Origin of the sequence: Mycolicibacterium duvalii (assembly GCF_010726645.1) — a bacterium.
GTDB classification, from domain to species: domain Bacteria; phylum Actinomycetota; class Actinomycetes; order Mycobacteriales; family Mycobacteriaceae; genus Mycobacterium; species Mycobacterium duvalii.
Genome location: NZ_AP022563.1, coordinates 3,387,706 through 3,413,117, shown reverse-complemented (window position 1 = coordinate 3,413,117; position 25,412 = coordinate 3,387,706). Strand labels below are relative to the sequence as shown.

Below are 25,412 nucleotides of genomic sequence, written 5' to 3'. Positions count from 1 at the left end.
ATGAACACAACGCTTCGCCGCTCAGCGGCACTGATCTACGGAATCATCTGTTACGCAGCGTTTCTCGCTGCCTTCCTGTATGCCGTCGGCTTCGTGACCGGAATCGGGGTCCCCCGCACGGTCGACCGCGGCATCGACGCGTCGTTGGCCGAGGCGCTGCTGGTGAACGTGGCGTTGTTGGGGGCTTTCGCCATCCCGCACAGCGTCATGGCGCGCCCGGGGTTCAAAGCGCGCTGGACCCGGGTCGTTCCCGCCGCTGTGGAGCGCAGCACCTATGTGCTGGTCTCCAGCGCGCTGCTGGGCTTGCTGTTCTGGCAGTGGCGCACGATCGACGGGACGGTGTGGCACGTGGGCCCGCCGGCGGCGCGTGCGGTCATCTGGACGGTCGCGGCGGCCGGCTGGGTGACGGTGGTGGCCTCGACGTTCATGCTCAACCACTTCGAACTGTTCGGGCTGCGTCAGGTGATCGACGCGTGGCGCGACCGGGCTCCAGGAGGTGCGCACTTCCGGACGCCGCTGCTGTACCGCCTGGTGCGCCACCCGTTGATGCTGGGTTTCCTGGTCGCGTTCTGGGCCGCGCCGACGATGTCGCGGGGACACCTGCTCTTCGCGGCAGCCACCACCGGATACATCCTGGTGGCGCTGCATTTCGAGGAGCGGGACCTGGTGGCGGCGCTCGGTGATGAGTACCGGCAGTACCGGCGGGACGTGCCGAAGTTGGTGCCGGGCACGTCGCGCCGGGTCCACCGCGCTCAGGCGGTGCGGCGAATGCCGCGCTTGAGCAGCAACTCCCGCTCGGACTCGCTCAACCCGCCCCAGATTCCGTAGGGCTCACCGACCGCCAGCGCGTGGCTGCGGCACTGCGCGATCACCGGGCATTGCCGGCACATCTCCTTGGCGCGCATCTCGCGCTGCGCGCGGGCTCGTCCGCGTTCGCCGTCGGGGTGGAAGAACATCGAGGAATCCACCCCCCGGCAAACACCGTGCATCTGCCAATCCCAGACATCGGCATTCGGGCCCGGAAGCTGTTGCGGCTGTGGCATGGGAAAACCCCTCTCTGTCCACCCTTTTCGCGTACGCAGTGGACGCGTGAGTTTGTCGATCAAACCGAGCACAGTCGCCGATGACCACTCGTGCACACAAGGTAGAAGGGCTTCGGAATTGCCGTCAATACCGCAGGGGTGTGCGTAACCGCATATCCGCAGGCAGAAAATTTACATCGCGTTCATCTAGGCGCAGTTTGCATGTCGACAACGGTGCTAAGCAATGTGGTGGCAGCCCAATCACTGTCCCATTTTGGCTGTTGAGTTCTTCAGGTGGCACACAGCTAATTCGGCGTGCCCTCTTCGCCGTTGACATTGTCGTAACACGGCGTCCATGAATTGTTAACTGACGCGAATCGAAAATTCTTGTGGCTGATAGCGTCGCCGTCCGATGAGCAATGCCGCGCCCGTGGAGTTGACCGACGTGGCGTTCGGGCGCCATCCCGGCCGCTGGCCGCTCCCGCCGGCGCACAGTGCCGGCGAACACTGGCTCCGCGCCGTCGCCGCCGCGGGGCAGGGCCGCTACGCCAGCGCGCTGACCGACCTCGACTGCCTACTCCGGGCGACGGCCGAGGGACCCCTCGCGTCGCTGGCCCACAGCACCCGTGCCTCGTTCTTGCGCCAACTCGGTTGGCACGACACGGCGCGCGGGTACGACGGGCGCGGCTGGGCGCTGTCCGGCGGTGCCGGCGAGGCGGCTGCCGACGCGCTGATCGGGCTGGCCGCCGACGCGCTGGGCGTCGGCCGGTTCGCCGCGTCGGCGCGCGCACTGGCCCGCGCCGCCGACGTGATCTGCACCGCCGACGCGCCACGGCCGGCGGTGCGGCTGGCGTGGGTGTCGGCCGAGCTGTCGATGGTCCGCGGGGACGGTGTCGGTGCGGTGACCTTCGCGCAGCAGGCCGTCGGACGCGCCGAGGCGCTCGGTTCGACGCGGCACGCCGTCAAGTCTGCGGTCGTGCTGGCGGCCGCGCACTGCAGCGCCGGCGACCTCGAGGCCTCGCGGCGGGTGGCCGAAGCCGCGCTGGCGGCCACCGAGGAGTCGGGGCTGGTGCCGTTGCGATGGGCGGTGGCGAGTCTGCTCGCCGACATCGGTAGCGACACCCGGACCAAGGCGCAGGTCACGGCGGTGCGTGACGATGCCGCCGCGGCGGTGTCGAGATGGGGCGGCGTGTGGCGTTCCCGGTAACGCGGTTGCGGCGTACTCGGTCGTTATTGTTTAGCTGACCGGCCCCGACAACCACCGACTGATACAGCCGCCTCGTCCTCCGGGAGAAGTGGGTCCTGACGTAACGCTGGAGAGATCGCGCACGATGACAATTTCGGGAGAACGTCTCGATGATGTCGTTGCTGCGGCAGTGGCCGGCAGTCGGGACGCCCTCCGGGAGGTGCTGGAGACCATCCGCCCCCTCGTCGTCCGGTACTGCCGGGCGCGGGTGGGTTCTGCGGAACGCAGTGGCCTCTCGGCAGATGACGTTGCTCAGGAGGTGTGCTTGGCTGCCATCACGGCGCTGCCGCGATACAAGGATCAGGGACGACCGTTTCTGGCCTTCGTGTACGGGATCGCAGCGCATAAGGTTGCTGACGCGCACCGGGCGGCTTCCCGGAACAAGTCCGATCCGATGGACGTCGTCCCGGAGCGCCACTCCGGCGAAGCCGGCCCCGAGCAGCTGGCGATCGACTCCGAATCGGCGGCGCGGATGAAGGCGTTGCTGCAGATCCTGCCCGAGAAGCAGCGGGAGATCCTGATCCTGCGCGTCGTGGTGGGGATGAGCGCCGAGGAGACCGCCGAGGCCGTCGGCAGCACACCGGGCGCGGTGCGCGTTGCTCAGCACCGCGCGCTTTCCCGGCTGAAGTCCGAGATCACGACGGCGGGACACGGCCATGCCTGACTTCGGACGCTGGGGCGCCAACGGAGGCGATCCGTCGCTCAACGACATCAACCGCACCGACCAGTTCCTCGACTCGCTGGCCGGGCAGCAGCCGGTGTACGCCACCGACCGCGCCGAGGCCGAGTTGGCGCAGCTGTTGTCCGGATGGCGCGACGACGTCCGCGAGACGCCCGTCGGCACCATGTTGTCGGTCGACGACGCGGCCGCCGCGCTGGGACGCGTCACGTCACCCGGCCGGCGCCGCCGGCTCTCGCTGGCCGTCGTCGGATCGGCCGCGGCCGCGGTGCTGTGCCTGGGTGGGTTCGGCGCGGTGGTCGCAGGGTCCGGACCGGGCGATGCGCTGTACGGTCTGCGCACCATGATGTTCGGCGAGCAGTCGCCGGCGGTCCGCGACGACGCCGTGATCCTGGCCGCGCAAACCGAGATGCAGCAGGTTCAAGAACTCATCGAGCAGGGCGACTGGCAGGAAGCCAGGGTCAAGCTGGAAGCGGTGACCACCACGGTGGCCACGGTCGGCGACGAGGGCCGCAAACAGGACCTGGTCACCCAGTGGCAGGAACTCACCGTCAAGGTCGAGGCGCAGGACCCGGCCGCCACCGTGCCTCCGGGTGCGCCGCTGCCGACGTTCCCCGAGGTGCCCGTCGAGGCGCTGGATCCGGGAGTGCCGCCGGTCACCGCGCCCACGGAAGTGTCGGAAACCACCACCGGTACCGAAGCGACCGAGACCACCGGGCCGACCGAGACGACTGGGCCGACCGAGACGACGGAACCGACTCCGACGACCGGGCCGACGTCGGAGACTGCGCAGCCCTCGGAGACGCCGGGAAGCTCGGCACCCACCGCGACAGCACCGACCAGCACGCCCGAGGCCCCGGCCACCAGTACGCCCGCGGCGCCGCCGAGCAGTGCGCCCGCGCCGACGTCCACTGTGGTCGAGCAGTCCACCTCGGCGGTCCGGTCGGCGCCGTCCACCACCTCGTCGGGGAGCCCGGCACCGTCCGCATGGCCGACGGCGGTACCGTCGCCGACCACTACGACGGCCGCTGCGCAGCCCACGTCGGCGTCCGTGGCGGCGCCGACCACGACGACGGTGGTGCCCAGTGCGGCGCAGGAGTCGGTGCCGGCAGCGACGACGCAGGTGATTCCCACCACCACGACCACGCTGATCGTGGTGCCGGAGAGCGCGGGTTAGCCGCCGTTCGCCGGCTCAGCGGTAGCCGTCGGAGTCCGACGTCGCCTCATTCAGCGATGCGTCGGCGTAGCCGCGGCAGTAGTCCCAGGTGACGTAGGCATCGGGCTCGGGGTCGTAGGCCGGCTCGTGCGGGCGTACGGTGCCGTCGACGAGCAGCTGCAGCAGATTGGCGCGCAGCATGTCCCAGTCGTGGTAGTGATCCTGCTGGCATTCGTCGCAGCAGACGACGAGGCCCCGAATTCCCTTGTGCGCCAACAGCGCCTCGTACACGGCGAGGTCGGCGAGGTCGGCTTCGACAGCGGTGCGCTCCTGCGGATCCAGCGGCTGACCCGGCTCCAGGGCGTCGAGCGCGGCCGAGGGATCGCTCGGGTCGTCGGCGAACGGATCAGGCGGTAGTCCTGGTGGCAGGTGGTCTTGCACGCCACAAGACTACGCAGCCCCCGCCGCATCGCGCCAGCGCTCGGCACGCTCGCCGTGGGCGACCCGAACGGCGAAGTGGTTGCCGATAAGATGTGTGTTCAGGTCGCATATGGGCCTGCTGCACTGTCTCTGGAGGCTTCCCCCATGTCGATCGCCGAAAGCAGCATCCCCCTCACCGTTCCGGTGTCCACGGGCGGCGATGACCCCACCAAGGTCGCGATGCTCGGGCTCACGTTCGACGATGTGCTGCTGCTGCCCGCCGCGTCGGATGTCATCCCCGCCACCGCGGACACCTCGAGTCAGCTCACCCGCCGTATCCGGCTGAAGGTGCCGCTGGTCAGCTCCGCGATGGACACCGTCACCGAGGCTCGGATGGCCATCGCGATGGCCCGGGCCGGCGGCATGGGCGTGCTGCACCGCAACCTGCCCGCGGCCGAGCAGGCCGGCCAGGTCGAGACGGTCAAGCGCTCCGAGGCCGGCATGGTGACCGATCCGGTGACCTGCGCCCCGGACAACACGCTGGCCGAGGTGGACGCGATGTGCGCGCGGTTCCGCATTTCGGGCCTGCCGGTGGTGGATGCCGACGGCCAGCTGGTCGGGATCATCACCAACCGCGACATGCGCTTCGAGGTCGACCAGAACAAGCGCGTCGCCGAGGTGATGACCAAGGCGCCGCTGATCACCGCACAGGAGGGGGTGTCCGCCGAGGCCGCGCTGGGCCTGTTGCGGCGACACAAGATCGAGAAGCTGCCGATCGTCGACGGCCACGGCAAGCTCACCGGGCTGATCACCGTCAAGGACTTCGTCAAAACCGAGCAGTTCCCGCTGGCCACCAAGGACTCCGACGGCAGGCTGCTGGTCGGCGCGGCCGTTGGGGTCGGGGAGGACGCCTGGTCGCGGGCGATGACCCTGGCCGACGCCGGGGTCGATGTGCTGATCGTCGACACCGCGCACGCCCACAACCGCGGCGTGCTGGACATGGTGCACCGGCTGAAGAACGCGGTCGGCGAGCGCGTGGACGTGGTCGGCGGCAACGTCGCGACGCGGGCGGCCGCGGCTGCGCTGGTGGAGGCCGGTGCCGACGCCGTCAAGGTCGGTGTCGGACCCGGGTCGATCTGCACCACCCGCGTCGTTGCCGGCGTCGGGGCTCCGCAGATCACCGCGATTCTGGAGGCGGTCGCGGCGTGCGCCCCGCACGGCGTGCCGGTGATCGCCGACGGCGGCCTGCAGTACTCCGGTGACATCGCCAAGGCGCTGGCCGCCGGCGCGTCGACGGCGATGCTGGGCTCGCTGCTGGCCGGCACCGCCGAATCGCCCGGCGAGTTGATCTTCGTCAACGGCAAGCAGTTCAAGAGCTACCGCGGGATGGGGTCGCTGGGCGCGATGCAGGGCCGGGGCGCAACCGGCAATCTGCGGGGCAGCTACTCGAAGGACCGCTACTTCCAGGACGACGTGCTGTCGGAGGACAAGCTGGTGCCCGAGGGCATCGAGGGCCGGGTGCCCTACCGCGGCCCGTTGGGGTCGGTGATCCACCAGCTCGTCGGCGGTCTGCGCGCGGCCATGGGGTACACCGGCTCGCCCACCATCGAGGCGTTGCAGCAGGCGCAGTTCGTGCAGATCACCGCGGCCGGGCTGAAGGAAAGTCATCCCCACGACGTCGCCATGACCGTCGAGGCCCCCAACTACTACACCCGCTAGGGTCGGCGGGGCCGAAGGGGAGAAACAACTGATGCGCGACATGGTGGAAATCGGCATGGGCAGAACCGCCCGCCGCACGTACGAACTCCACGACATCAACATCGTGCCGTCCCGGCGCACCCGGTCCTCGCAGGATGTGTCGACGGCGTGGCAGCTCGATGCGTACCGGTTCGAGATCCCGGTGGTCGCCCACCCGACCGACGCGCTGGTGTCGGTCGAGTTCGCCATCGAGATGGGGCGGCTCGGCGGGCTCGGCATCCTCAACGGCGAGGGTCTGATCGGCCGGCACGCCGACGTCGAGGACAAGATCGCCCAGGTTTTGGATGCTGCGGAGAAGGAGGCCGACCCGTCGGCGTCCACCCGGCTGCTGCAGCAGTTGCACGCCGCACCGCTGGATCCCGAGCTGCTCGGCGCCGCCGTCGCGCGGATCCGCGAGGCCGGGGTGACCACCGCGGTGCGGGTCAGCCCGCAGAACGCCCGCGCGCTGACGCCGGCGCTGCTGTCCGCGGGCATCGACCTGCTCGTCATCCAGGGCACCATCGTGTCGGCCGAGCGGGTCGTCAATCACGACGGCGAACCGCTCAACCTCAAGACGTTTATCTCCGAGCTCGACGTGCCCGTCGTCGCCGGTGGGGTGCTCGACCACCGCACCGCGCTGCACCTGATGCGCACCGGCGCGGCCGGCGTCATCGTCGGTTACGGCTCCACCCAGGGCGTGACGACCTCCGACGAGGTGCTCGGCATCAGCGTCCCGATGGCCACCGCGATCGCCGACGCCGCGGCCGCGCGCCGCGAGTACCTCGACGAGACCGGGGGACGCTACGTGCACGTGCTCGCCGACGGGGACATCCACACCTCCGGCGACCTGGCCAAGGCGATCGCGTGCGGCGCCGACGCGGTGGTGCTGGGCACCCCGCTGGCGTCGGCCGCCGAGGCCCTGGGTGGCGGCTGGTTCTGGCCGGCGGCGGCCGCGCACCCGTCGCTGCCGCGCGGGGCGCTGCTGCAGATCGCAGCGGGGCAGCGGCCGTCCCTGGAACAGGTCCTCATCGGTCCGTCCGACGATCCGTTCGGCTCGCTGAACCTCGTCGGCGGGCTGCGCCGCTCGATGGCCAAGGCCGGCTACTGCGACCTCAAGGAGTTCCAGAAGGTCGGACTCACCGTCGGGGTCTGACCGCCGGCTGCAGGCTGCGCAGCGTGCGGGTCAGGTAGTCGTCGACCAGGTTCTTGCGGGCCTGGGAGTCGTCGACGGTGATCAGCAGCGCGTAGAGGCCGAGCAGGAAGAAGATGGCGCTGTTCATCGCGTCCACATCGGGATCGATCGCGCCGGCCCCGCGGGCCCGGTCGATCTGCTCGGCCACCAGCACGACCAACGGATGGTCGTCACCTTCCTCGGCCGGTGGGCGGGTCGGCGAGAAGTGCAGCGCCAGAAACTCTTTGAACAACACCACACCCAGCCTGCGCTCCAGGCCGAGCACCTGGCGCACCGCCTCCTGCAACGTCGAGGCCAGGTCGTCGTGCGTCTTGGCGAAGGCCGCGAACCGCTTGGCGATGCGGGCTTCCTCCCGGCGTTCCAGTTCCAGCAGCACGTGCTCTTTGGTCGGGAAGTGGAAGAAGAACGTGCCGTGCGCGACGCCGGCCGCCCCGACGATCGCGCTGACGTCGGCTTCGGCCATCCCGGCCCGCTTGAACTCGGCGATGGCCGCCCCGAGGAGGCGCTCTCTGGTCTGCAGCCGCTTCGTCTCGCGCGTCGTCATCCCGGTGGCCACAGTGCATGACACTAACGTCTGCCGGGTAAGGCCAGCCTCGCTGGCAAGTTACCGAACGGTAAGTTCATACTGGTCAGATGAAGCCTGACTACGACGTCATCATCATCGGCTCGGGGTTCGGCGGCAGCGTGACCGCGCTGCGCCTCACCGAGAAGGGCTACCGCGTGCTGGTGCTCGAAGCCGGTCAGCGCTACGCCGACCAGGAGTTCGCGAAGACGTCGTGGAACCTGCGCAAGTTTCTGTGGGCGCCGCAGCTGGGCATGTACGGCATCCAGCGCATCCATCTGCTCGACAACGTGATGATCCTGGCCGGCGCCGGGGTGGGCGGCGGCTCGCTGAACTACGCCAACACGCTCTACGTGCCGTCCGAGCCGTTCTTCAAGGACCCGCAGTGGCGCGACATCACCGACTGGCGCGAGGAACTGTCCCCGCACTACGACCAGGCGCAGCGGATGCTGGGCGTGGTCACCAACCCGACGTTCACCGACGCCGACCGCATCATGAAGGAAGTCGCCGACGACATGGGCGTCGGCGACACCTGGGTGCCGACGCCGGTCGGGGTTTTCTTCGGCCCCGACGGCACCAAGACCCCGGGCAAGACCGTGCCCGACCCGTATTTCGGCGGCGCCGGGCCGGCCCGGACCGGGTGCATCGAGTGCGGCTCGTGCATGACCGGCTGTCGGTACGGCGCCAAGAACACCCTGGTGAAAAACTACCTCGGCCTGGCCGAAAGCGCCGGCGCGCAGGTGCTGCCGATGACCACGGTGACCGACTTCAGCCAGCGCGGCGACGGCAGCTGGCAGGTGCGCACCGTGCGCACCGGCAGCCTGTTGCGCCGCAACCGGCGCACCTTCACCGCCCAGCACGTCGTGCTGGCCGCCGGCACCTACGGCACCCAGAAGCTGCTGTTCAAGATGCGCGACACCGGCCGGCTGCCGGAGTTGTCCGACCGGCTCGGTGTGCTCACCCGCACCAACTCCGAGTCGATCGTCGGCGCGGGACGGCTGCGGGTCGGCGACGACCTGGACCTCACACGTGGGGTCGCCATCACCTCATCGATCCATCCGACGTCGGACACCCACGTCGAGCCGTGCCGGTACGGCAAGGGATCCAACGCGATGGGTCTGCTGCAGACGCTGATGACCGACGGCGCCGGACCCGAAGGCACCGATGTGCCGCGCTGGCGGCAGCTGCTGCACATCGCCCGGGAGGATCCCCGCGGCACCATGCGACTGCTCAATCCGCGGGGGTGGAGTGAGCGCACCATGATCGCGCTGGTGATGCAGAACCTGGACAACTCGATCACCACGTTCACCCAGCGCACCCGGCTGGGCTTCCGGCGCTACCGCAGCAAGCAGGGCCACGGCGAGCCCAACCCGTCCTGGATCCCGGTGGGCAACGAGGTGACCCGGCGCATCGCCAAGAAGATCGACGGCGTGGCCGGCGGCACCTGGGGCGAACTGTTCAACATTCCGCTGACCGCGCACTTCCTGGGCGGTGCGGCGATCGGCGACAGCCCCGAGCACGGCGTCATCGACGCGTACCACCGGGTGTACAACTACCCGACGCTGTCGGTCGTCGACGGTGCTGCGATCTCGGCCAATCTCGGTGTCAATCCGTCGCTTTCGATCACCGCGCAGGCCGAGCGGGCGGCGGCGCTGTGGCCGAACAAGGGCGAGCAGGATCTGCGGCCGAGCCAGGGCGAACCGTACCGTCGGCTCACCCCGATCGCCCCCAACAACCCGGTCGTCCCCGCCGACGCGCCGGGCGCGCTGCGCAGCATCCCGATCGAGCCGATCACCTCAGCGGGCTGAACCTGCCGTGGTGACGGGCCGGCGGACCAGACACCACATCTGATCGCCGGCGACCACCACCTCGACACCGGGCGGGTGCCCATCGAGGGTGTCGTCGGCACCGAGATCGCAGACGACACTGACCTCGACCCACTCAGGGGTAGAGGTGATCACCAGCCGGGCCGAGCTTTTCGCGCGGCCGAGGACCGCCCTGAGCGGTTCGATCAACGCGTCGATCGTCGTGTCGGTGAGGTCGGGCGGCGGACCGGTGAGATCAACGACCACGTCCACCTGACGTGCTTCGGCGGCGTCGACGAGGGGCCGGATCCGCTGCATCAACGGATGATCGAACGTACTGGCCTGGTCGAACAGCGCTCGTAGCCGGCGGCATTCGGCTCTCGCGCGCAATTGGGTGTCCCGGTCGACCCGACCTCGGGACAGCGCGTCCAACAGGGGGACCACACTGTCGACGATATCGGCGTAGCGGCGCCGGTATTCCGCCCGCAGTGCGGCTGCCACCCTCTCCTGGGCGAGCAGCGCATGGTGCGCCGTCGTTTCGGTCTGCGCGTCGGCGGCGGCATCGCGCATCAGACCGCTGAAGATCAACGCGAACAGTTGCACCGCGAGGATGCTCGCCGAGCCCAGGCCGATGTTGACCCACGCGGCCGCGGACGGATCCAGCCACAGCACAACGGAGTTGCCGACCACCCAGTACCCCACCAGAATCGTGACGCCCGTGCGGGTGCGCAGCCCCAGCAGCAGCGGCAGCACACACCAGCCGATCGCCGCCTGCGCCCAGTGGGCATATCCGATCACCGACCCGTGGGTCACCGACAACGGCTGGACCACCGCGACCACCAGCAGCGCGACCGCGGCAGGCCAGACGAAGACGGATCGGCCCCACAGGATTCGCGGCACCGCGGCCAGCGCGCCCAGACCGGCCAGGACGCCCAAGGCCGCATTGAGGCCGGTGTGGGTGGCACCGGCCGCCGCCGGAACCGTGATGAGGAGGTTGACCACCGCATAGACGGTCAGGGCCAAGCCGTAACGCATCCGGGCGGGAAGCGTCAGCGGGTCGGTGTCGGCCGGGGGGGCGGGGCGGGGATGATCGGTCCGCCACCATAATTCGACCGACGTGCCCTGGCCCGGAGTGGACGTGATCCGGGCGCGGCCGCCGGCCCGCTGCATCCGCCCGAGCACCGAGTCGCGCAGGCCATGCCGGTCCCGTGCGGCAGCGCCGTCGAAGCCCACGCCGTCGTCGTGCAGCCGGACGGCGGTGTCCGACACGCTGACCCGCAGCAGCGTCGCGCGGGCGTGCCGGTCCGTGTTGGTCATGATTTCACGAACCGCGGCGACCACCGGGTGGGCCGTCCGCCCCGGCAGCCAGAGTCGTTCCGGGCCGTCGAACTCGACCGGCGTCGCGACGTGTTCGGCGCACTGACGCAATGCGGCAACGAGATCCACCCAGCGCGGCGGCGTCCGCCAGTTGGTGTCGCCGAGCAGCGCGAGGTCTCGTCGGGCCTGCGCTGCGATGCGCGTCGGGCTGATCGCCGTGCCGTGTCCGACCATGAGCAGGGTCGAGGCTGCGGTGTCGTGCAGCAGTGCGAGCTGTTCGTGCTCGTAGTCGCGCACGGCGGCGTCGACCTGGCGGGCGAGTTCGGCCTGGTGGCGGTCGGCGCGGGCGCGGTCCACGGTGGCGGCGAGACCGAGCAGCATGGCGCGGATCACCGACGCGGTGGCCCACTGGACTGCGAAGTAGTACATCGCGTTCACCGACGCCACCTCGGACCATCCGGCCGCTTGGGCGACTCCGCCCGCGTAGGCCGACGCGATGCCGGTGACGAGCAGCAGACTCACCCGCGGTGACACTGCTACCGAGAGGCTGACCACCGCGGTCCCGGCGATGGCCTGCGGCGCGCTGTTGGACAGGTGAAAATCGGTGCCGGACACCAGCATCGGGATGGACAGGCACACCAGCAGTACCAGCAGGTAGTCCAGCGCCAGCCAGCGCGCGGCGCGGGAGCGGGTGCTCAGCCGGTACAGCGACCACACCGCCAGCAACGCCAGCAGCGCCGCTCCGGCGGGCTGCGCCGGTGAGTGCGGATCGCCCAACGCGACCACCGCCACGCCGAGGTTGACGGTGTGGCGCATCAGCAGCCCGACGGTCGCGGCGCGGGCCGCCATCTGCCGCCGGTATGCGTCGTCCGGCTCGGTGCGGCTCGTCGACACCACACCTCCCCGCCGTCGGTCAACGCATCGATGGCGATACCGTATCCCGTCGCTGACGGGGCGTGCGCGGCCCGACTGCGGTGGTGACGGCGCTGAACGTAGCAATACAAAGTTGGCTGGCTGCCGGGATGGCAACGTCGCGTCGGTGGGGAGGCGCTCTCGCGGTGACGCGTTCCCTGCGGTTGAATACCCGGCAGGCGTATGACTGACATTGGGCAGTGGCTGCCAAGTCGGGGGAGGGTGGGCATGTCCGGCGGGGGTGCGGTGCGAATCGCGATCATCGACGACCATGACGTCGTGCACGCTGGCGTGCAGGCCTGGTGCGCGCAGGCCGACCCGCCGATCGAGGTGGTGGGCTGTTTTCTCGAGCCGGCCGAGTACTTTGCTGCCCGTTCCGACGGTGCCGCCGACGCCGATGTGGTGCTGTTGGACCTCCAGATCGAGGGCAACCGGCCGGACTTCGAGGCGTTGCGCCGGCTCAGCGACGGCGAGCAACGAGTGATCGTCTACTCCCACATCTCCGCCGACGAGGTGATCCTGACCTGTCTGGAGCTGGGGGCGGTGACCTATCTGGCGAAGTCGGAAGGCAAACGCCATCTCATCGACGCCGTGCGCGCGGCTCACACCGCGACGCCCTATGTGGGACCGCGGATGGGCAAGGCCTTGCTCAACGACACCACGCTGGGCAGGATCAAGCTCTCCGAGCGGGAGAAGCAGGTCCTGATCGCGTGGTTTCAGACCGAGAGCAAGGAACTCGTGGCCAAGAGGCTGTTCATCGCTCCGACGACGGTGCGCACCCATCTGCAGCGTGCCCGGGCGAAATACGCGAGTGTGGGACGGCCGGCGCCCACGAAATCGGCTCTGCTGGCGCGGGCGATCGAAGACGGAATCCTGAGCCTCAACGACTTGTGAGGGCAGCTTCGTACGTTCGGGCGACAGACGACGTAGTTCCTCGGACACTAGCGTGTGCGTCGGGGGAAATGTGGTCACCGGCAGCGCCGCGGCCTCGGCGGCCGTCTTACGTGGGGTGACGGTCGGTCGGGGACCGACCGGAGTCGGCGAGGTGGCGCGCCGGTGACCACAGACATCGCCGTCTCACTAAACTGACCGGGTGGAAGCTGCAACCCCCCGTCCTGTTCTGGTCGTCGACTTCGGCGCGCAATACGCTCAGCTGATCGCGCGTCGTGTGCGGGAAGCGCGGGTGTACTCCGAGGTCGTGCCGCACACCGCCGGGGTGGACGAGATCCGGGCGCGCAACCCGCGGGCGCTCGTGCTGTCCGGGGGGCCGGCCAGCGTGTACGCGGAGGACGCCCCGCAATTGGACCCCGCGCTGTTCGATCTCGACGTGCCGGTGTTCGGGATCTGCTACGGCTTTCAGGCGATGGCGCAGGCGCTCGGCGGCACGGTGGCCCGCACCGGCACCAGCGAATACGGCCGGACCGAGCTGAGAGTCTCTGGCGGAGCGCTGCATTCGGATCTGCCCGAGACGCAGCCGGTGTGGATGAGCCACGGTGACGCGGTGACCGTCGCGCCGGACGGTTTCGAGGTGGTGGCCACCAGCTCGGGAGCCCCGGTCGCGGCGTTCGAGAACCGTGAGCGGCGGCTGGCCGGCGTGCAGTACCACCCCGAGGTGATGCACAGCCCGCACGGTCAGCAGGTGCTGAGCCGGTTCTTGCACGAGTTCGCCGGCATCGACGCGACGTGGACTCCGGCCAACATCGCCGACGCGTTGATCGAGCAGGTGCGCACCCAGATCGGCGACGGCCGGGCGATCTGCGGGCTGTCCGGTGGCGTGGACTCCGCGGTGGCAGCGGCGCTGGTGCAGCGCGCCATCGGAGACCGGTTGACGTGTGTGTTCGTCGATCACGGGCTGCTGCGGGCGGGGGAGCGCGCGCAGGTGCAGCGCGACTTCGTCGCCGCCACCGGGGCGAACCTGGTGACCGTCGACGTCGCCGACCGTTTCCTCGAAGCGCTCTCGGGGGTCACGAATCCCGAAGGCAAGCGCAAGATCATCGGCCGCGAGTTCATCCGGGCCTTCGAAGGGGCGGTGCGCGATGCACTGGGCGGGGTCGACGGGGAGGTCGAGTTCCTGGTCCAGGGCACGCTGTACCCCGACGTCGTCGAGTCCGGCGGCGGGTCGGGCACCGCGAACATCAAGAGCCACCACAATGTGGGCGGCCTGCCCGGCGACCTGAAGTTCCGCCTCGTCGAGCCGTTGCGGCTGCTGTTCAAAGACGAGGTACGGGCCGTCGGACGCGAACTCGGCCTGCCCGAGGACATCGTTGCGCGCCAACCGTTCCCGGGCCCGGGGCTGGGCATCCGCATCGTCGGCGAGGTCACCGCCGATCGCCTGGACACGCTGCGCCGCGCAGACGCCATCGCCCGCGAGGAACTCACCTCGGCGGGGCTGGACCACCTGATCTGGCAGTGCCCGGTGGTGCTGTTGGCCGACGTCCGCTCGGTGGGCGTGCAGGGCGACGGGCGGACCTACGGGCACCCGATCGTGCTGCGCCCGGTGTCCAGCGAGGATGCGATGACCGCGGACTGGACGCGGGTACCTTACGAAGTGCTGGAGCGTATTTCGACGCGGATCACCAACGAGGTTCGGGAGGTCAACCGGGTGGTGCTCGACATCACCAGCAAGCCGCCGGGCACCATCGAGTGGGAGTGAGCGGCGTCACTCGCCCGCGGCGGCCTGCTTCTCGATCAGGTCCCCGAGCATCTGCGTGACCACGGATTCGACCTGCGCTTCGATCGAGGACGCCAGCGTGGCCCCGACCGCGGTGACGGCCTGGGTGCGGAAGCGCACCAGAGTGGTGATCAGCTGGGCCACTTCGACGTCACCGGGCATCGCCGCGCCGGGGTTGATCTTGTCGACCACCTCTTCCACACCGGCCTGTACCAGGATGGCGCTGATTTGGTCGAGCAGCGGCGCCACCTGCTCGTGCAGGTCGATCAGCTTGTCCAAAGCCACTCCGTACTGCCGGATCTCGATGAACGCATCCACCAGGGTCGGCCGCATGATGGTGGCCTGTTCACCGTCGTCGAGCCGGATGATGTCCAGCGACACCAGCCGGTCGAAACCGGCCGGGTCGTCGATCAACCGCCGGGCCGCACTCAGCGCCATCCGTTGAGGTTTCTCGGTGGCCCAGCTGCCCGCGATCGCCGACTCGAGCCCGAGCAGGTCGCCGAGATCCTTGCCCTGCTCCCAGGCCGACAGCATCTCTTTCACGTGGGCGATGTTGTAGCCGCGGTCCAGCAGTGAGGTGATCAGGCGCAGCCGGGTCAGATGGGTGTCGTTGAACAATGCGATCCGGCCGACCCGCAGCGGCGGGTGCAGCAGGCCGCGGTCGCGGTAGACGCGGATGTTGCGGGTGGTGGTGCCGGCCAGCCGGGCGAGCTCGTCGATGCGGTATTCGCCGGAGTCGGCCACGCCGTGCGGCTGCACCGCGGCGTCGAACAACTGCGACACTGCGTTCTCGATGACGTCGCGTGAGCCGCGGCGCACGCGACGCAGAATCGTCTGGATCGGCCCGGACACGTCAGCCCGTCGAGGTCACGGCCCGCGGACGTGTCTCGTGGGCCACCGCATCGAAGTCCGCGGATCGGAACCGTCGCATCTGTCGAAGATACTGCGTCGCGAAACCGGGGTACATCGAGGCGTTGAAACCGTCGGCGGTCAGATACCAGCTGCTGCATCCCGACATCCAGGTCGTCTTGGTCAGGCGCTGCTGCAGCCGCGCGTTGTAGCGGGCCTGGGCCTGCGCCCGCACGTCGAGATAGCGCAGGTTCTGCTCCAGGATGGTGGTGATCGCGCGGACCGCGTAGTCGATCTGGCCCTCGACATACACCAGCAGCGAGTTGTGGCCGGGACCGGAGTTCGGCCCCGTCATGAAGAACAGGTTCGGGTAGCCGTGGGCGCTGGCGCTCTTGTAGGCCTCGGCGTGGTCGGCCCACTCCTGCTGCAGTGATCGCCCGTCCAATCCGGTGACCGGAAACGGCGGGCCGGTCAGGTGCACGTCGTACCCGGTGGCGAACACGATCGCGTCGAGATGGTGCTCGATGCCGTCGCTGGTACGGATACCTGCGGGGCTGAGGGTGGCGATCGGCCAGGTGATCAGTTTGCAGTTGTCCCGTTGCAGTGCCGGGTAGTAGTCGCTGGAGATCAGCATGCGCTTGCAGCCCGGGGTGAAGTCGGGCGTGAGTTGGCGGCGCAGCCACGGATCCTTGACCTGGGCGCGCAGATGCGCTTTGCCGAGCCGGGCCACCAGGCCGGTCAGCGGGGTGTCCCAGACCAGCGCGGTCGCGCTGGCCTCGTGACCCCAGTACAGCGCCTGCCGCGCCAACTCCTGAGCGGCCGGCACCGCGGCGAACAGTGTCTGAACCGGGCCCGGCATCGGGACGTCCAGCCGCGGCAGCACCCAGCCCGGGGTGCGTTGGAACACCTTGACGAAGGCGGCCTTGCGCACCAGTTCCGGGACGATCTGCACAGCGCTGGCCCCGGTGCCGATCACCGCGACGCGCTTGCCGGTCACGTCGTAGTCGTGGTCCCAGTCCGCGCTGTGGATCTTGCGGCCCCGGTAGGTGTCGATGCCCCGGATGTCGGGCCACGCGTGATCGGCGAGCGGGCCGGAGGCCAGCACCACCGTGCGGGCCTGGAACTTCCGGCGCCGCCGGGTCGATGCGGTCCAGACTCCGCGGCCCTCGTCGAATGTCAACCCGGTGATCTCGGTGTTGAAGCGGATCAGCGGACGCAGCCCGTGGGCATCGGTCATGTCCTCGATGTGCTCGCGGATCTCCGCGCCCGACGGATAGGCCCGCGACCACGACGGGTTCTTGACGAACGAGTACGAGTACAGCAGCGACGGGATGTCGCACGCCACCCCGGGATAGGTGTTGTCGCGCCAGGTCCCGCCGACCGCGGTGCCGCGTTCGACGATCACGATGTCGTCGATTCCGGCTTTCTTGAGTTTGATTGCGCTGCCCAGGCCGGTGAATCCGGCGCCGACGATCAGGGTGTCGTGAATACGGTTGGCTGCGGGCATGTTTCAGGCCGCCGGTTCGTGGGTGAGTTCCTTGAACCAGCTCGGTATCGGTTTCAGCAGCTTCCTCGGGTAGCGTTCGGACAGCCAGACCATCGAGTTGGCCAGCAGGTGGTAAGGGTGGTTGGGGTTGACCACGACACCGGCGTGCCGCTTGAGAACCTGGTATGCGGGGACGCGCCAGGTGTTCTCGCCGCGCTCGCCGAGGTGTTTGAAGCGCAGCATGGCCTGGTAGAGGCGGTCGGGTTCCAGTCCCATCGCGATGATCTCGTCGATCGCGCGGTTGAGCAGCGGGATGTACATCATGGCGCCGATGATCAGGCTGGGGGAGGCGACGGTGCCGACGAACTCGATCGCCAGGGTCCGCGCGGTGCGGTGGCCGATCATGTCCAGCACCTCGAAATCGACGACCAGATGCCGAGATTCGTCGTTGTTGATCTTCTCGAAGACCTGATGGCAGACGGGGTCGTGGACCTCCTCGAGGAGGAATTTCAGCAGCGCACCGTCGAGGGCCACCTCCAGCATCGGGATCACGGTGCCCAGGATGGACAGCGACATGTCGTCGGCATAGGTGTCCAGCCAGTCCATCGCCATCCGGATGTTCACGTTCGGCTCGGGCATCTCGCCGTCATCCAGCATTCCCCACCGTTTCATCAGCGCCAGTTCGGCATTGGCGTGCCGCTGCTCCTCGGCGTGGAAGTAGCGGTAGATCTCCGCGATCGTCGGGGTGGGCGCCTTCTTGGCCAGGGCGGCGAACCCGCGAGCGCCGATGTTCTCGATCCAGCACAGGTCGGCCATGAAGGCCTTGAGTTGCGGTCGTTGTTCGTCGGTGATGCGCTCCGCACCCGGGGCGTCCCAGTCGATGTCGGCCAGCGCCCACTGGCGGTCCTTGATCTTCGCCAGCATCGTGTCCATGTCGATCGCCATTGATCCTCCTAGGTGGTGACGCGGGTGGTCAGGCCGGCGGCGCGGGTGTACACCGTCGGGGTGAAACGCTTGATGCCCCAGCCGATCCGGGCTTCCGGCTGCGGCATGCAGTACAGGCCACCGCGATCGAGCGTGTCGAGGCAGGTACGGGCCACCCGGTCGGCGGAGAAGCCGATCCAGCGCATCAGCGTTTCGGCGACGTCGCGGGACTGCGCGGAGATGACGCCGTCGTCGGCGCCGGAGGTGACGATGTTGGTCTTGACGAACGTCGGGCACAGCGCGGTGACGTGCACCCCGGTGCCGGCGAGTTCGGCGGCCAGGGTCTCCGACAACGACAGGGTCCCGGCCTTGCTGACGTTGTAGGCGGCCATTCCCGGCGCGGCGCCGAATGCCGCTGCCGACGCGACGTTGATGATGCCGGCGGGGCGGCCGGCCGTGCGCAGGATCGGTGCGAACACGTGGCATCCGTGGATCGGTCCCCACAGGTTGATGTCGAGCACGCGGCGCCAGACGGCGAGATCGGTCTCCCCGATGACGGCACCGCCCGCGCCGACGCCCGCGTTGTTGATCACCAGCGTCGGTGGGCCGCCGAACCACGCCTGCGCCTCATCGGCGAGCCGATGCACCGCGTCGATGTCGGTGACGTCGCAGCGCAGCGCCAGTGCCTGCGCGCCGTGGCCCGCGAGGGCCTCGGCGGTGGCCGAGGCGGCCGTCGGATCGATGTCGCTGCAGACGACCCGTCCGCCGCGGCGCGCCACCTCGGCGGCGAAGGCGGCGCCGATACCGCTTCCGGCGCCGGTGATCACCGCGTCGGCGTTGTGGCTGCGCTTGGCGCCGAAGGGCCACATGTCAGCTCGCCCGTTCGATCTCGGCGTCGCCCAGCGTCTCGGCGATGAATGCTGCCACGGTTCTCATCGCGGGCACGGCTTCGGGCGATATCCGGGGCAGCGCCTGGAAGACGTGCACCTGGTCGGGCCAGATCTGCAGCTCACATCGGCCGCCGGCGGCGCGCAGGTCGTCGGCGAGCGCAATGGCGTCGGCCGCGAGCATCTCGGCCCCGCCCGCCTGGATCAGCGTCGGAGGCAGAAGGCGTCCGCCGGCGACGTCGAGGGCCAACCGGGGATGACGCGTCTCGATTCCGTTGCAGTACAGGCTGACCAGACGGACCGCGTGGTGCGAGCGCATCGTGGGGTCCGGGCGGGTCTGCTCGCGGGACCGCGCCAGTGTGAACGTCAGGTCCATCAGCGGAGAGAGCAGCACCAGTGCGGCGGGGTGGGCGACGTCGGGCTGGAGCAGCAGATCAACGCTCAGGTGCCCGCCCGCGGAGTCTCCGGCCACCGCGATGCGCTCGGGTGCGATGCCGCAGTGCCCGGTGAGCCAGTCCCAACCGCGGCGGACATCCTCTGCGGCGGTGGGGAACCGGTGTCGGGGCGCCAGGCGGTAGTCGACGCTGAAGACGGGCAGACCCGTCAGGCGGGACAGCCATGAAGCCAGGCGTCGGTGGGTTCGGGTCGAGCACAACACATAACCGCTGCCGTGGACGAAGTAGATCGCGCCGGGGGTTTCACCGGAAACCCCACGGCCCCGGACCCATTCGCCACAAAGGCGTTGTCCGTCGGCGGTTGTGACGTCGACTCGCTCGACCCGGGTCCCGGCCATCGACGGGCCGAACGCGTCCATGAGGCGGGCGACGATCTGGCGGGAGGCCCACAGACCCCACGGTTGCCCCGGAGGGAGCACCGCGCTGATCTGGCGCAGGGTCAGGCTGCTGAGGGTGGCGGCGTGGCGTGATCGCCAGGAGCCTCGCTCGGATGAGTCCGTCGCACTCTCGTCGGTGAGCATGTGACGGATGCAACTCCTAATGATGACATTTGTCAATGTCACTATTTGGCAGTGTCGCCTTTGATCTGGTTGACGCTGTCAGAGGGTGGGTGTTTACTGGCTGCATCGAACAAAGTTTCGAACAACGGATGTGTCGGATGGTGTGAAAGGTGCTTTTGTGACGATGCCAAAAAGCCTGGATCGACGTCCTGTCACACGTGCTGAACAGGTAGAACAGCTGCGAAAGCAGATGGCCTCGATCTCCGGGAAGGTGGGTTCAGGTCGCCGGGCCGTCGCCCCGGTTCCCGAGCTCTCCGGCACTCCGGAATCTTTGCTGCCGGTCCCCGATTCGCTGGCTGAACTGCTGTCCGATCCGTTGCCACGGGGGACGGTGGCGGTGGTGGCGGGTGCTCGTTCCCTCCAGCTGGGCATGGTGGCGGCGGTGACGGCCTCCGGCGGCCATGTCGCGATCATCGGCCAACCCGATGTGGGGTTGTTGGCTGCGGTCGAGATGGGGGCCGATCTGAGCAGGATCGCGGTGATCCCCGAACCGGGCGCCGATCCGGTGGAGGTGGCCGCGGTCCTGATGGACGGTATGGACCTGGTGGTGCTGGGGCTGGGCGGCCGCTCTGTGCCGGCCACGCGGGCCAGGGCGGTGACGGCGCGGGCCCGGCAGCGCGGGTGCACGCTGCTGGTCACCGACGGGGACTGGCAGGGCGCGTCCACCCGGCTGGAGGCCCGGGTCAGCGGCTATGAGATCACCGGCGGCCGGGACCCGCACCCGGTACCGGGGTGCGGGCGGATCAGCCGGGTGCGGCTGGCCACCCGGGCTCGGGGACGGTTCGCGGGCCCGGCCCGCGCCGTGGGCACCTGAGCACACCGATGGGACAGAGCAGGGTCCTGGCACTGTGGTGCATGGACTGGCCCGCGGTCGCTGCGGCGGCCGCCGCGGAACTCGCCCCCACGGTTCCGGTGGCCGTCACCTTGGCCAACCGTGTCATCGCCTGCTCGGCGGCGGCGCGGGCGGCGGGAGTCCGTCGGGGGCTGCGCCGCCGGGAGTCGCAGGCCCGTTGCCCGGAACTGCATGTCGTCACCGCCGATCGCACCCGCGATGCCCGACACTTCGAGCGGGTGACCGCCGCGGTCGACGATCTGGTTCCGCGTGCCGAAGTGCTGCGTCCCGGGCTGCTGGTGCTGGCGGTGCGGGGCGCGGCCCGCTACTTCGGCTCCGAGCAGGCCGCGGCCGAACGTCTGGTCGACGCGGTGGCCGCGGCGGGCGTCGAGTGCCAGGTGGGTATCGCCGATCAACTGCCCACGGCGGTGTTCGCCGCGCGGGCCGGGCGGATCATTCCCGCCGGGCAGGATGCGTCGTTTCTGTCGGCGCTGTCGATCCGGACGCTGGCATCCGAGCCGAGCCTGTCCTCGGCACCGCGCGATGACCTGGTGGATCTGTTGTGGCGCATGGGAATCCGGACCATGGGTCAGTTCGCCGCACTGTCGCGCAGTGATGTCGCGTCCCGCTTCGACGCCGATGCGGTGCTCGCGCACCGGGTGACCTGTGGCGAACCCGCCCGCGGTCCGTCCGGGCGGGAACCAGAGCAGGAGCTCGACGCGGTGATGCAGTGCGATCCACCCATCGACCGGGTGGACGCGGCGGCCTTCGCGGGGCGGTCGCTGGCCGGCGCTCTGCACCGCAGCCTGGCCGCGGCAGGGGTGGGCTGCACCCGCCTGGCCATCCACGCCGTCACTGCCAACGGCCGGGAACTGGAACGGGTGTGGCGGTGCGCCGAGCCACTGACCGAGGACGCCACCGCCGACCGGGTGCGCTGGCAACTCGACGGCTGGCTCAACTGCCGCACCGAGCAGGACCGGCCTGGCGCGCCGATCACCGTGCTGCGATTGCGCCCGGTGGAGGTGGTGTCCGCCGAGGCTTTGCAGCTGCCGCTGTGGGGCGGTATCGGTGAGGAGGACCGGTTGCGGGCCCGGCGCGCGCTGGTGCGGGTCCAGGGTCTGCTCGGCCCGGAAGCCGTCCGGGTCCCGGTGCTCAGCGGAGGCCGAAGTCCCGCCGAGCGGATCGCGTTCACCGCGCTCGGCGACGAACTTGTGCCGCAGGCAGATCCGCGCCAGCCGTGGCCCGGCCAACTGCCGGAGCCGTCGCCGACGGTGCTGCTCGACGACCCGGTCGAGGTGTTCGACGCCGCCGGCGAGCCGGTACGGGTCAGCGGGCGGGGATTGTTCTCCGCGGACCCGCACCGGGTGGCCGCGCCGGGCCGATCGGGCCGGGTGTCCTGGTGGGCGGGTCCCTGGGCGGTCGACGAGCGGTGGTGGGATCCCGCCCAGACCAAAAGCAGCAGGGTCGCCCGCGCGCAGGTCCTCGTCGGTGCGGATCCGCCGCAGGCGCTGCTGCTGTGCTACCGGCAGCGCCGGTGGTACCTCGAAGGTGTCTACGAGTAGGGCAGCTGCCGGGCGAACGCCCCCACCCGTGCGATGAACCGGTCGAAGAACGCGGTCGGATCGACGTCGACTCCGATCAGCGCGTTGGGTTTTCGCCCCCAGCGCCCACTCCAGTCGGCGATCGTCATTCCACGGGTCAGCGTGCCGGTCAACTCGACATCGACCGGCGCGGGCCGGCAGCGCACCAACTCGGGGTCCAGTGCCACCGCGACGGCCAGCGGGTCGTGCAGATGGGCCAGATATCCCTCGCCGCAATCGTGGTGAAACTCGAAGTAGAACCGCATCGCGTCCTCGAGCACCCGGATCAGCGGGTTGGCCGCCGCAGACGCCGCGCCGCGGTCGTCGTGCTCGGACAGTGGCCGCGACGGCGATCCGGCCGTGTCGGCCAGCGCGCCGAGCAGCTCCGGGGTCAGCATGATGTTCTCGGTCAGGTTGAGCCCCAACACGATCGGCAGCTCGTCGGCATCGGAGAACGCCGCGAACACCTCGGCAGCTGCCTCCGGATCGACGCTGACGTTCCATTCTGCCACCGGAGTGGTATTGCCGCGGTAGTCGAACGCGCCACCCATGATCACCAGTCGCCGCACCAACCGGGGCAACGCGGGTTCGGCCCGTACCGCGAGTGCCAGATTGGTCAGCGGTCCGGTGGCCACGGCGATCAGCTCGCCGGGGTGCGCGCGGGCCGCCCGCACCCAGGCCTGCGCCGCGTCGTAGGCGGTCAGCTCGGCCGTCGGGGCCGGGAGGCGGGCATACCCGAGACCCTGCGGTCCGTGCGTGTCCTCGGCCGTACGCAGCGGGGCGCTCAGCGGCGCCTCGGCGCCTTTGGACACGGGCACCCCGGACCTCCCGCACAGCTGCAACAGTCCCAGGTTGTTCTCGCAAACCTGATGCACATCAACATTTCCCGCGGTCGACGCGATGCCGATCACCTCGGCGTCCGGGCTGCCGAACAGGTAGGCCAGGGCCATCGCGTCGTCGACTCCGGTGTCGACGTCGACGAACACCGGGAGGCGCGCCGCGCTCACCAGTGCACGCCGGGCACCAGCCGCACCGCCTGCTTGACGGGGCGGGGGACGCGCACCGCCGGGACCGAGGCGACGACGCGCCGGCGCCGGCGCGAAACCGGCCGGGGCGGACGCGCGTCGGCGACCCCGCGGGCGGCCGGCGAATCCGGGAAGCCCAGCGAGAGCTGGTGCAGGACGCGTCGGGCGAGCTTCGGAGCCAGGTAGGTGCCGATCTCGGCGAACGTGCCGATCGGGGTGTCGATGCGGGTGGGCTTGTCCACCAGCGCCCGCACCACCATCGCAGCGGCGTGTTCGGCCGAGATCGCCGGGGCGGGATTGAGCCGGCCGGACGGTTCGATCATCGGCGTCTTGACCAGCGGCATGTGAATGGTGGTGAACGTGATGTGATCCGAGAGGGTTTCGGCACCGACGACGTCGGCGAACGCGTCCAGCGCGGCTTTGGTCGGGATATAGGCGCTGTACTTCGGGTTGTGCGCCTGCGCCCCCGCTGAGGACACGTTGACCACATGGCCGAACCGGCGTTCGCGCCAGTGCGGCAGCAGGGCCAGCACCATGCGCACGGCGCCGAAGTAGTTGACGGCCATCACGCGCTCGTAATCGTGCAGCCGGTCGGTCGACGAATACACCGAGCGGCGGATCGACCGTCCGGCGTTGTTGACCAGATAGTCGACGTGGTCGAACCGGCCGAGGATGTCCTTGACGGTGTGCTCGACGGCGGCGGAATCGGTGACGTCACAGGTGAATGCGTGCGCGTCGCCGCCGGCCGCCCTGATCTGGGCGATCAGTTCATCGAGCGCCTGCCCGTCGCGGGCCAGCGCGAACACCGTGGCGCCGCGGGCGGCGACCGCGATGGCCGAGGCCCGGCCGATCCCGCTGGAGGCCCCGGTGATGATCACGTGCTTGCCCACCAGCGGCCCCGCGGGATCGTGCCGCCGCGCCCGGTCGGGATCGAGGTGCTCGGCCCAGTACCGCCACAGCCGCGGCGCGTACGACGCGAACTCCGGAACCTCGATTCCGCTGCCGCGCAATGCTTTTTCGGTGCGATCAGCGGTGAAGGTGGGGGCCAGCTCGGCGACGTCGAGAACCTCGCCCGGCACCCCGAGCTGGGTGGCCGCCATGTTGCGCACCACCCGGGTGCGGCCGCTGGCCCGCAGCAGTGGCGTGGCAGCGGCGCGGGGCAGCGACCCCACCAGCGGCGGCAGTCCGGCGGCCGGGGCGATCCCCCGGTAGATGCCGTGCAGGCCGATCGGCTCGGGCGCGGTCAGGTGGTAGGTCCGGCCGTCACCGTCGGGGACGTGCATCAAGGCGACCAGCGCGTCGACGACGTAGTCGACGGGCACGATGTTGGTGCGCCCGACGTCGGGCAGCAGCACCGGGGCGAAGCCCGGCAGCAGCGCCAGCTTGGCGAGCAAGCCGAAGAAGTAATAGGGCCCGTCGATCTTGTCCATCTCGCCGGTGCGGGAGTCACCGACGACGACCGCCGGGCGGTAGATCCGGAACGTCAGCCCGGCCGCGGAGCGGACCAGGTGTTCGGCCTCGAACTTGGTCCGGTGGTACGGGGTCGGCAGAGCCTGGCCGATGTCGAAGTCGTCTTCGGTGAACACGCCACGATGCGTCCCGGCGACCGCGATCGAGGACACGTGGTGCAGCGTCGCGTCGAGCCGGCGGGCCAGCGCGATCACGGCGCGGGTGCCGTCGACATTGGCCTGCCGGTGCTGCACTGCCGGCGCGGTCAGGTCGTAGAGCGCGGCACAGTGCACGACGTGGTCTACCGGCCCCAGCAGTGCGATCGTGTCCTCGGTGAGGCCGAGCCCGTCCGACGTCAGGTCGCCGACCAGGGGTTCGACCCGCTCGTCCCACTCGCGGGCCAGCTGCTCGAAGCGGCCCAGGGAACGGCGGCGGACCAGGACGTGGACGGTGTCGGTGTCCGGGCGGGTCAGCAGCCGGGATACCACCCGGCGGCCAATGAACCCGGTACCGCCGGTAACGACATAGCGCATGCCAGACATGCTTGTGTCTGAGCAGACAAAGGTCAACAGCTGGCTTGGCATTGTTCGCGTATGCCGTCGGCGCCGCGTCGCGCAGAGCTGATGACATCATTGGATAATGGAAC

At 69.6% G+C, this 25,412-nt stretch carries 22 protein-coding genes; 11 read left to right on the top strand and 11 right to left on the bottom strand.

Annotated features, from left to right (window positions below):
• Positions 1–828 (top strand): methanethiol S-methyltransferase, encoded by an 828-nt coding sequence (gene mddA, locus G6N31_RS16075; RefSeq protein WP_098004157.1) that lies wholly within the window; start codon positions 1–3, stop codon positions 826–828.
• Here mddA and G6N31_RS16070 read toward each other — a convergent pair.
• Positions 753–1,043 carry a WhiB family transcriptional regulator gene (locus G6N31_RS16070; RefSeq protein ID WP_098004156.1) on the bottom strand — a complete coding sequence of 97 codons (291 nt, stop codon included), beginning with the start codon at positions 1,041–1,043 and terminating at the stop codon, positions 753–755. The two genes, mddA and G6N31_RS16070, sit on opposite strands and share 76 nt — an antisense overlap.
• A gap of 391 nt (positions 1,044–1,434) precedes the next feature.
• Between G6N31_RS16070 and G6N31_RS16065 the strand changes: the two genes are divergently transcribed.
• The 3 genes from G6N31_RS16065 to G6N31_RS16055 all read left to right on the top strand — a co-directional run bounded on the left by G6N31_RS16065 (position 1,435) and on the right by G6N31_RS16055 (position 4,124).
• Positions 1,435–2,229, top strand: a complete 795-nt coding sequence (locus G6N31_RS16065) for a hypothetical protein (protein WP_098004155.1) — start codon at positions 1,435–1,437, stop codon at positions 2,227–2,229.
• 124 nt (positions 2,230–2,353) lie between these two features.
• Complete coding sequence (locus tag G6N31_RS16060; RefSeq protein ID WP_098004216.1) at positions 2,354–2,932, top strand: sigma-70 family RNA polymerase sigma factor; 579 nt, start codon at positions 2,354–2,356, stop codon at positions 2,930–2,932.
• Positions 2,925–4,124 (top strand): anti-sigma-D factor RsdA, encoded by a 1,200-nt coding sequence (locus G6N31_RS16055; protein ID WP_098004154.1) that lies wholly within the window; start codon positions 2,925–2,927, stop codon positions 4,122–4,124. The genes G6N31_RS16060 and G6N31_RS16055 overlap by 8 nt, the downstream gene beginning before the upstream one ends.
• Positions 4,125–4,139: 15 nt before the next feature.
• Here G6N31_RS16055 and G6N31_RS16050 read toward each other — a convergent pair whose 3' ends face one another.
• The gene (locus G6N31_RS16050) at positions 4,140–4,544 is read right to left on the bottom strand and encodes a DUF5319 domain-containing protein (RefSeq protein ID WP_098004153.1); all 405 of its coding nucleotides are present in this window, start codon (positions 4,542–4,544) and stop codon (positions 4,140–4,142) included.
• 144 nt (positions 4,545–4,688) lie between these two features.
• Between G6N31_RS16050 and guaB the strand changes: the two genes are divergently transcribed.
• Together guaB and G6N31_RS16040 are read left to right on the top strand one after the other, a co-directional pair.
• Positions 4,689–6,242, top strand: a complete 1,554-nt coding sequence (gene guaB / locus G6N31_RS16045; protein WP_098004152.1) for an IMP dehydrogenase — start codon at positions 4,689–4,691, stop codon at positions 6,240–6,242.
• Positions 6,243–6,273: 31 nt separating this feature from the next.
• Positions 6,274–7,413, top strand: a complete 1,140-nt coding sequence (locus tag G6N31_RS16040) for a GuaB3 family IMP dehydrogenase-related protein (RefSeq protein ID WP_098004151.1) — start codon at positions 6,274–6,276, stop codon at positions 7,411–7,413.
• Here G6N31_RS16040 and G6N31_RS16035 read toward each other — a convergent pair.
• On the bottom strand, positions 7,397–7,996 hold the full coding sequence (locus G6N31_RS16035) for a TetR/AcrR family transcriptional regulator (RefSeq protein ID WP_163722467.1): 600 nt from the start codon (positions 7,994–7,996) through the stop codon (positions 7,397–7,399). The two genes, G6N31_RS16040 and G6N31_RS16035, sit on opposite strands and share 17 nt — an antisense overlap.
• Before the next feature lie 89 nt (positions 7,997–8,085).
• Here G6N31_RS16035 and G6N31_RS16030 point away from each other — a divergent pair, with 89 nt between their 5' ends.
• Positions 8,086–9,822: an FAD-dependent oxidoreductase gene (locus tag G6N31_RS16030; RefSeq protein WP_098004149.1), complete on the top strand. Its 1,737-nt coding sequence runs from the start codon at positions 8,086–8,088 to the stop codon at positions 9,820–9,822.
• Here G6N31_RS16030 and G6N31_RS16025 read toward each other — a convergent pair.
• Positions 9,811–12,030, bottom strand: coding sequence for a sensor histidine kinase (locus G6N31_RS16025; protein ID WP_234815363.1), 2,220 nt, complete (start codon positions 12,028–12,030; stop codon positions 9,811–9,813). The two genes, G6N31_RS16030 and G6N31_RS16025, sit on opposite strands and share 12 nt — an antisense overlap.
• Before the next feature lie 246 nt (positions 12,031–12,276).
• Here G6N31_RS16025 and G6N31_RS16020 point away from each other — a divergent pair, with 246 nt between their 5' ends.
• A complete protein-coding gene (locus tag G6N31_RS16020) occupies positions 12,277–12,942 on the top strand; it encodes a response regulator transcription factor (protein ID WP_098004214.1) in 666 nt (221 codons plus the stop codon).
• 199 nt (positions 12,943–13,141) lie between these two features.
• A complete protein-coding gene (gene guaA / locus G6N31_RS16015) occupies positions 13,142–14,701 on the top strand; it encodes a glutamine-hydrolyzing GMP synthase (protein ID WP_098004148.1) in 1,560 nt (519 codons plus the stop codon).
• A gap of 6 nt (positions 14,702–14,707) precedes the next feature.
• On the opposite strand, the gene G6N31_RS16010 is transcribed toward guaA, so the two are convergent.
• The 5 genes from G6N31_RS16010 to G6N31_RS15990 are packed head-to-tail and all read right to left on the bottom strand — an operon-like array spanning position 14,708 to position 19,841.
• Entirely contained in the window at positions 14,708–15,571 is an 864-nt protein-coding gene (locus G6N31_RS16010) for a MerR family transcriptional regulator (protein ID WP_098004147.1), read from the bottom strand.
• Between the two features lies 1 nt (position 15,572).
• Positions 15,573–17,075, bottom strand: coding sequence for a flavin-containing monooxygenase (locus G6N31_RS16005; RefSeq protein WP_098004146.1), 1,503 nt, complete (start codon positions 17,073–17,075; stop codon positions 15,573–15,575).
• 3 nt (positions 17,076–17,078) lie between these two features.
• Positions 17,079–17,999: a reductase gene (locus G6N31_RS16000; RefSeq protein ID WP_098004145.1), complete on the bottom strand. Its 921-nt coding sequence runs from the start codon at positions 17,997–17,999 to the stop codon at positions 17,079–17,081.
• Between the two features lie 8 nt (positions 18,000–18,007).
• Positions 18,008–18,847 carry an SDR family NAD(P)-dependent oxidoreductase gene (locus G6N31_RS15995; RefSeq protein ID WP_098004144.1) on the bottom strand — a complete coding sequence of 280 codons (840 nt, stop codon included), beginning with the start codon at positions 18,845–18,847 and terminating at the stop codon, positions 18,008–18,010.
• Position 18,848: 1 nt separating this feature from the next.
• Positions 18,849–19,841 carry an alpha/beta hydrolase gene (locus G6N31_RS15990; RefSeq protein ID WP_098004143.1) on the bottom strand — a complete coding sequence of 331 codons (993 nt, stop codon included), beginning with the start codon at positions 19,839–19,841 and terminating at the stop codon, positions 18,849–18,851.
• A gap of 163 nt (positions 19,842–20,004) precedes the next feature.
• Here G6N31_RS15990 and imuA' point away from each other — a divergent pair, with 163 nt between their 5' ends.
• Both imuA' and G6N31_RS15980 read left to right on the top strand, forming a co-directional pair.
• Positions 20,005–20,694 (top strand): DnaE2-dependent mutagenesis accessory factor ImuA', encoded by a 690-nt coding sequence (gene imuA' / locus G6N31_RS15985; protein WP_098004142.1) that lies wholly within the window; start codon positions 20,005–20,007, stop codon positions 20,692–20,694.
• An 8-nt stretch (positions 20,695–20,702) separates the two neighbouring features.
• Entirely contained in the window at positions 20,703–22,274 is a 1,572-nt protein-coding gene (locus G6N31_RS15980) for a DNA polymerase Y family protein (protein ID WP_098004141.1), read from the top strand.
• Here G6N31_RS15980 and G6N31_RS15975 read toward each other — a convergent pair.
• Together G6N31_RS15975 and G6N31_RS15970 are read right to left on the bottom strand one after the other, a co-directional pair.
• On the bottom strand, positions 22,265–23,242 hold the full coding sequence (locus G6N31_RS15975; protein WP_234815368.1) for a nucleoside hydrolase: 978 nt from the start codon (positions 23,240–23,242) through the stop codon (positions 22,265–22,267). The genes G6N31_RS15980 and G6N31_RS15975 overlap by 10 nt on opposite strands.
• Positions 23,243–23,295: 53 nt before the next feature.
• On the bottom strand, positions 23,296–25,299 hold the full coding sequence (locus G6N31_RS15970; protein ID WP_098004139.1) for an SDR family oxidoreductase: 2,004 nt from the start codon (positions 25,297–25,299) through the stop codon (positions 23,296–23,298).
• Positions 25,300–25,412 lie beyond the last annotated feature (113 nt).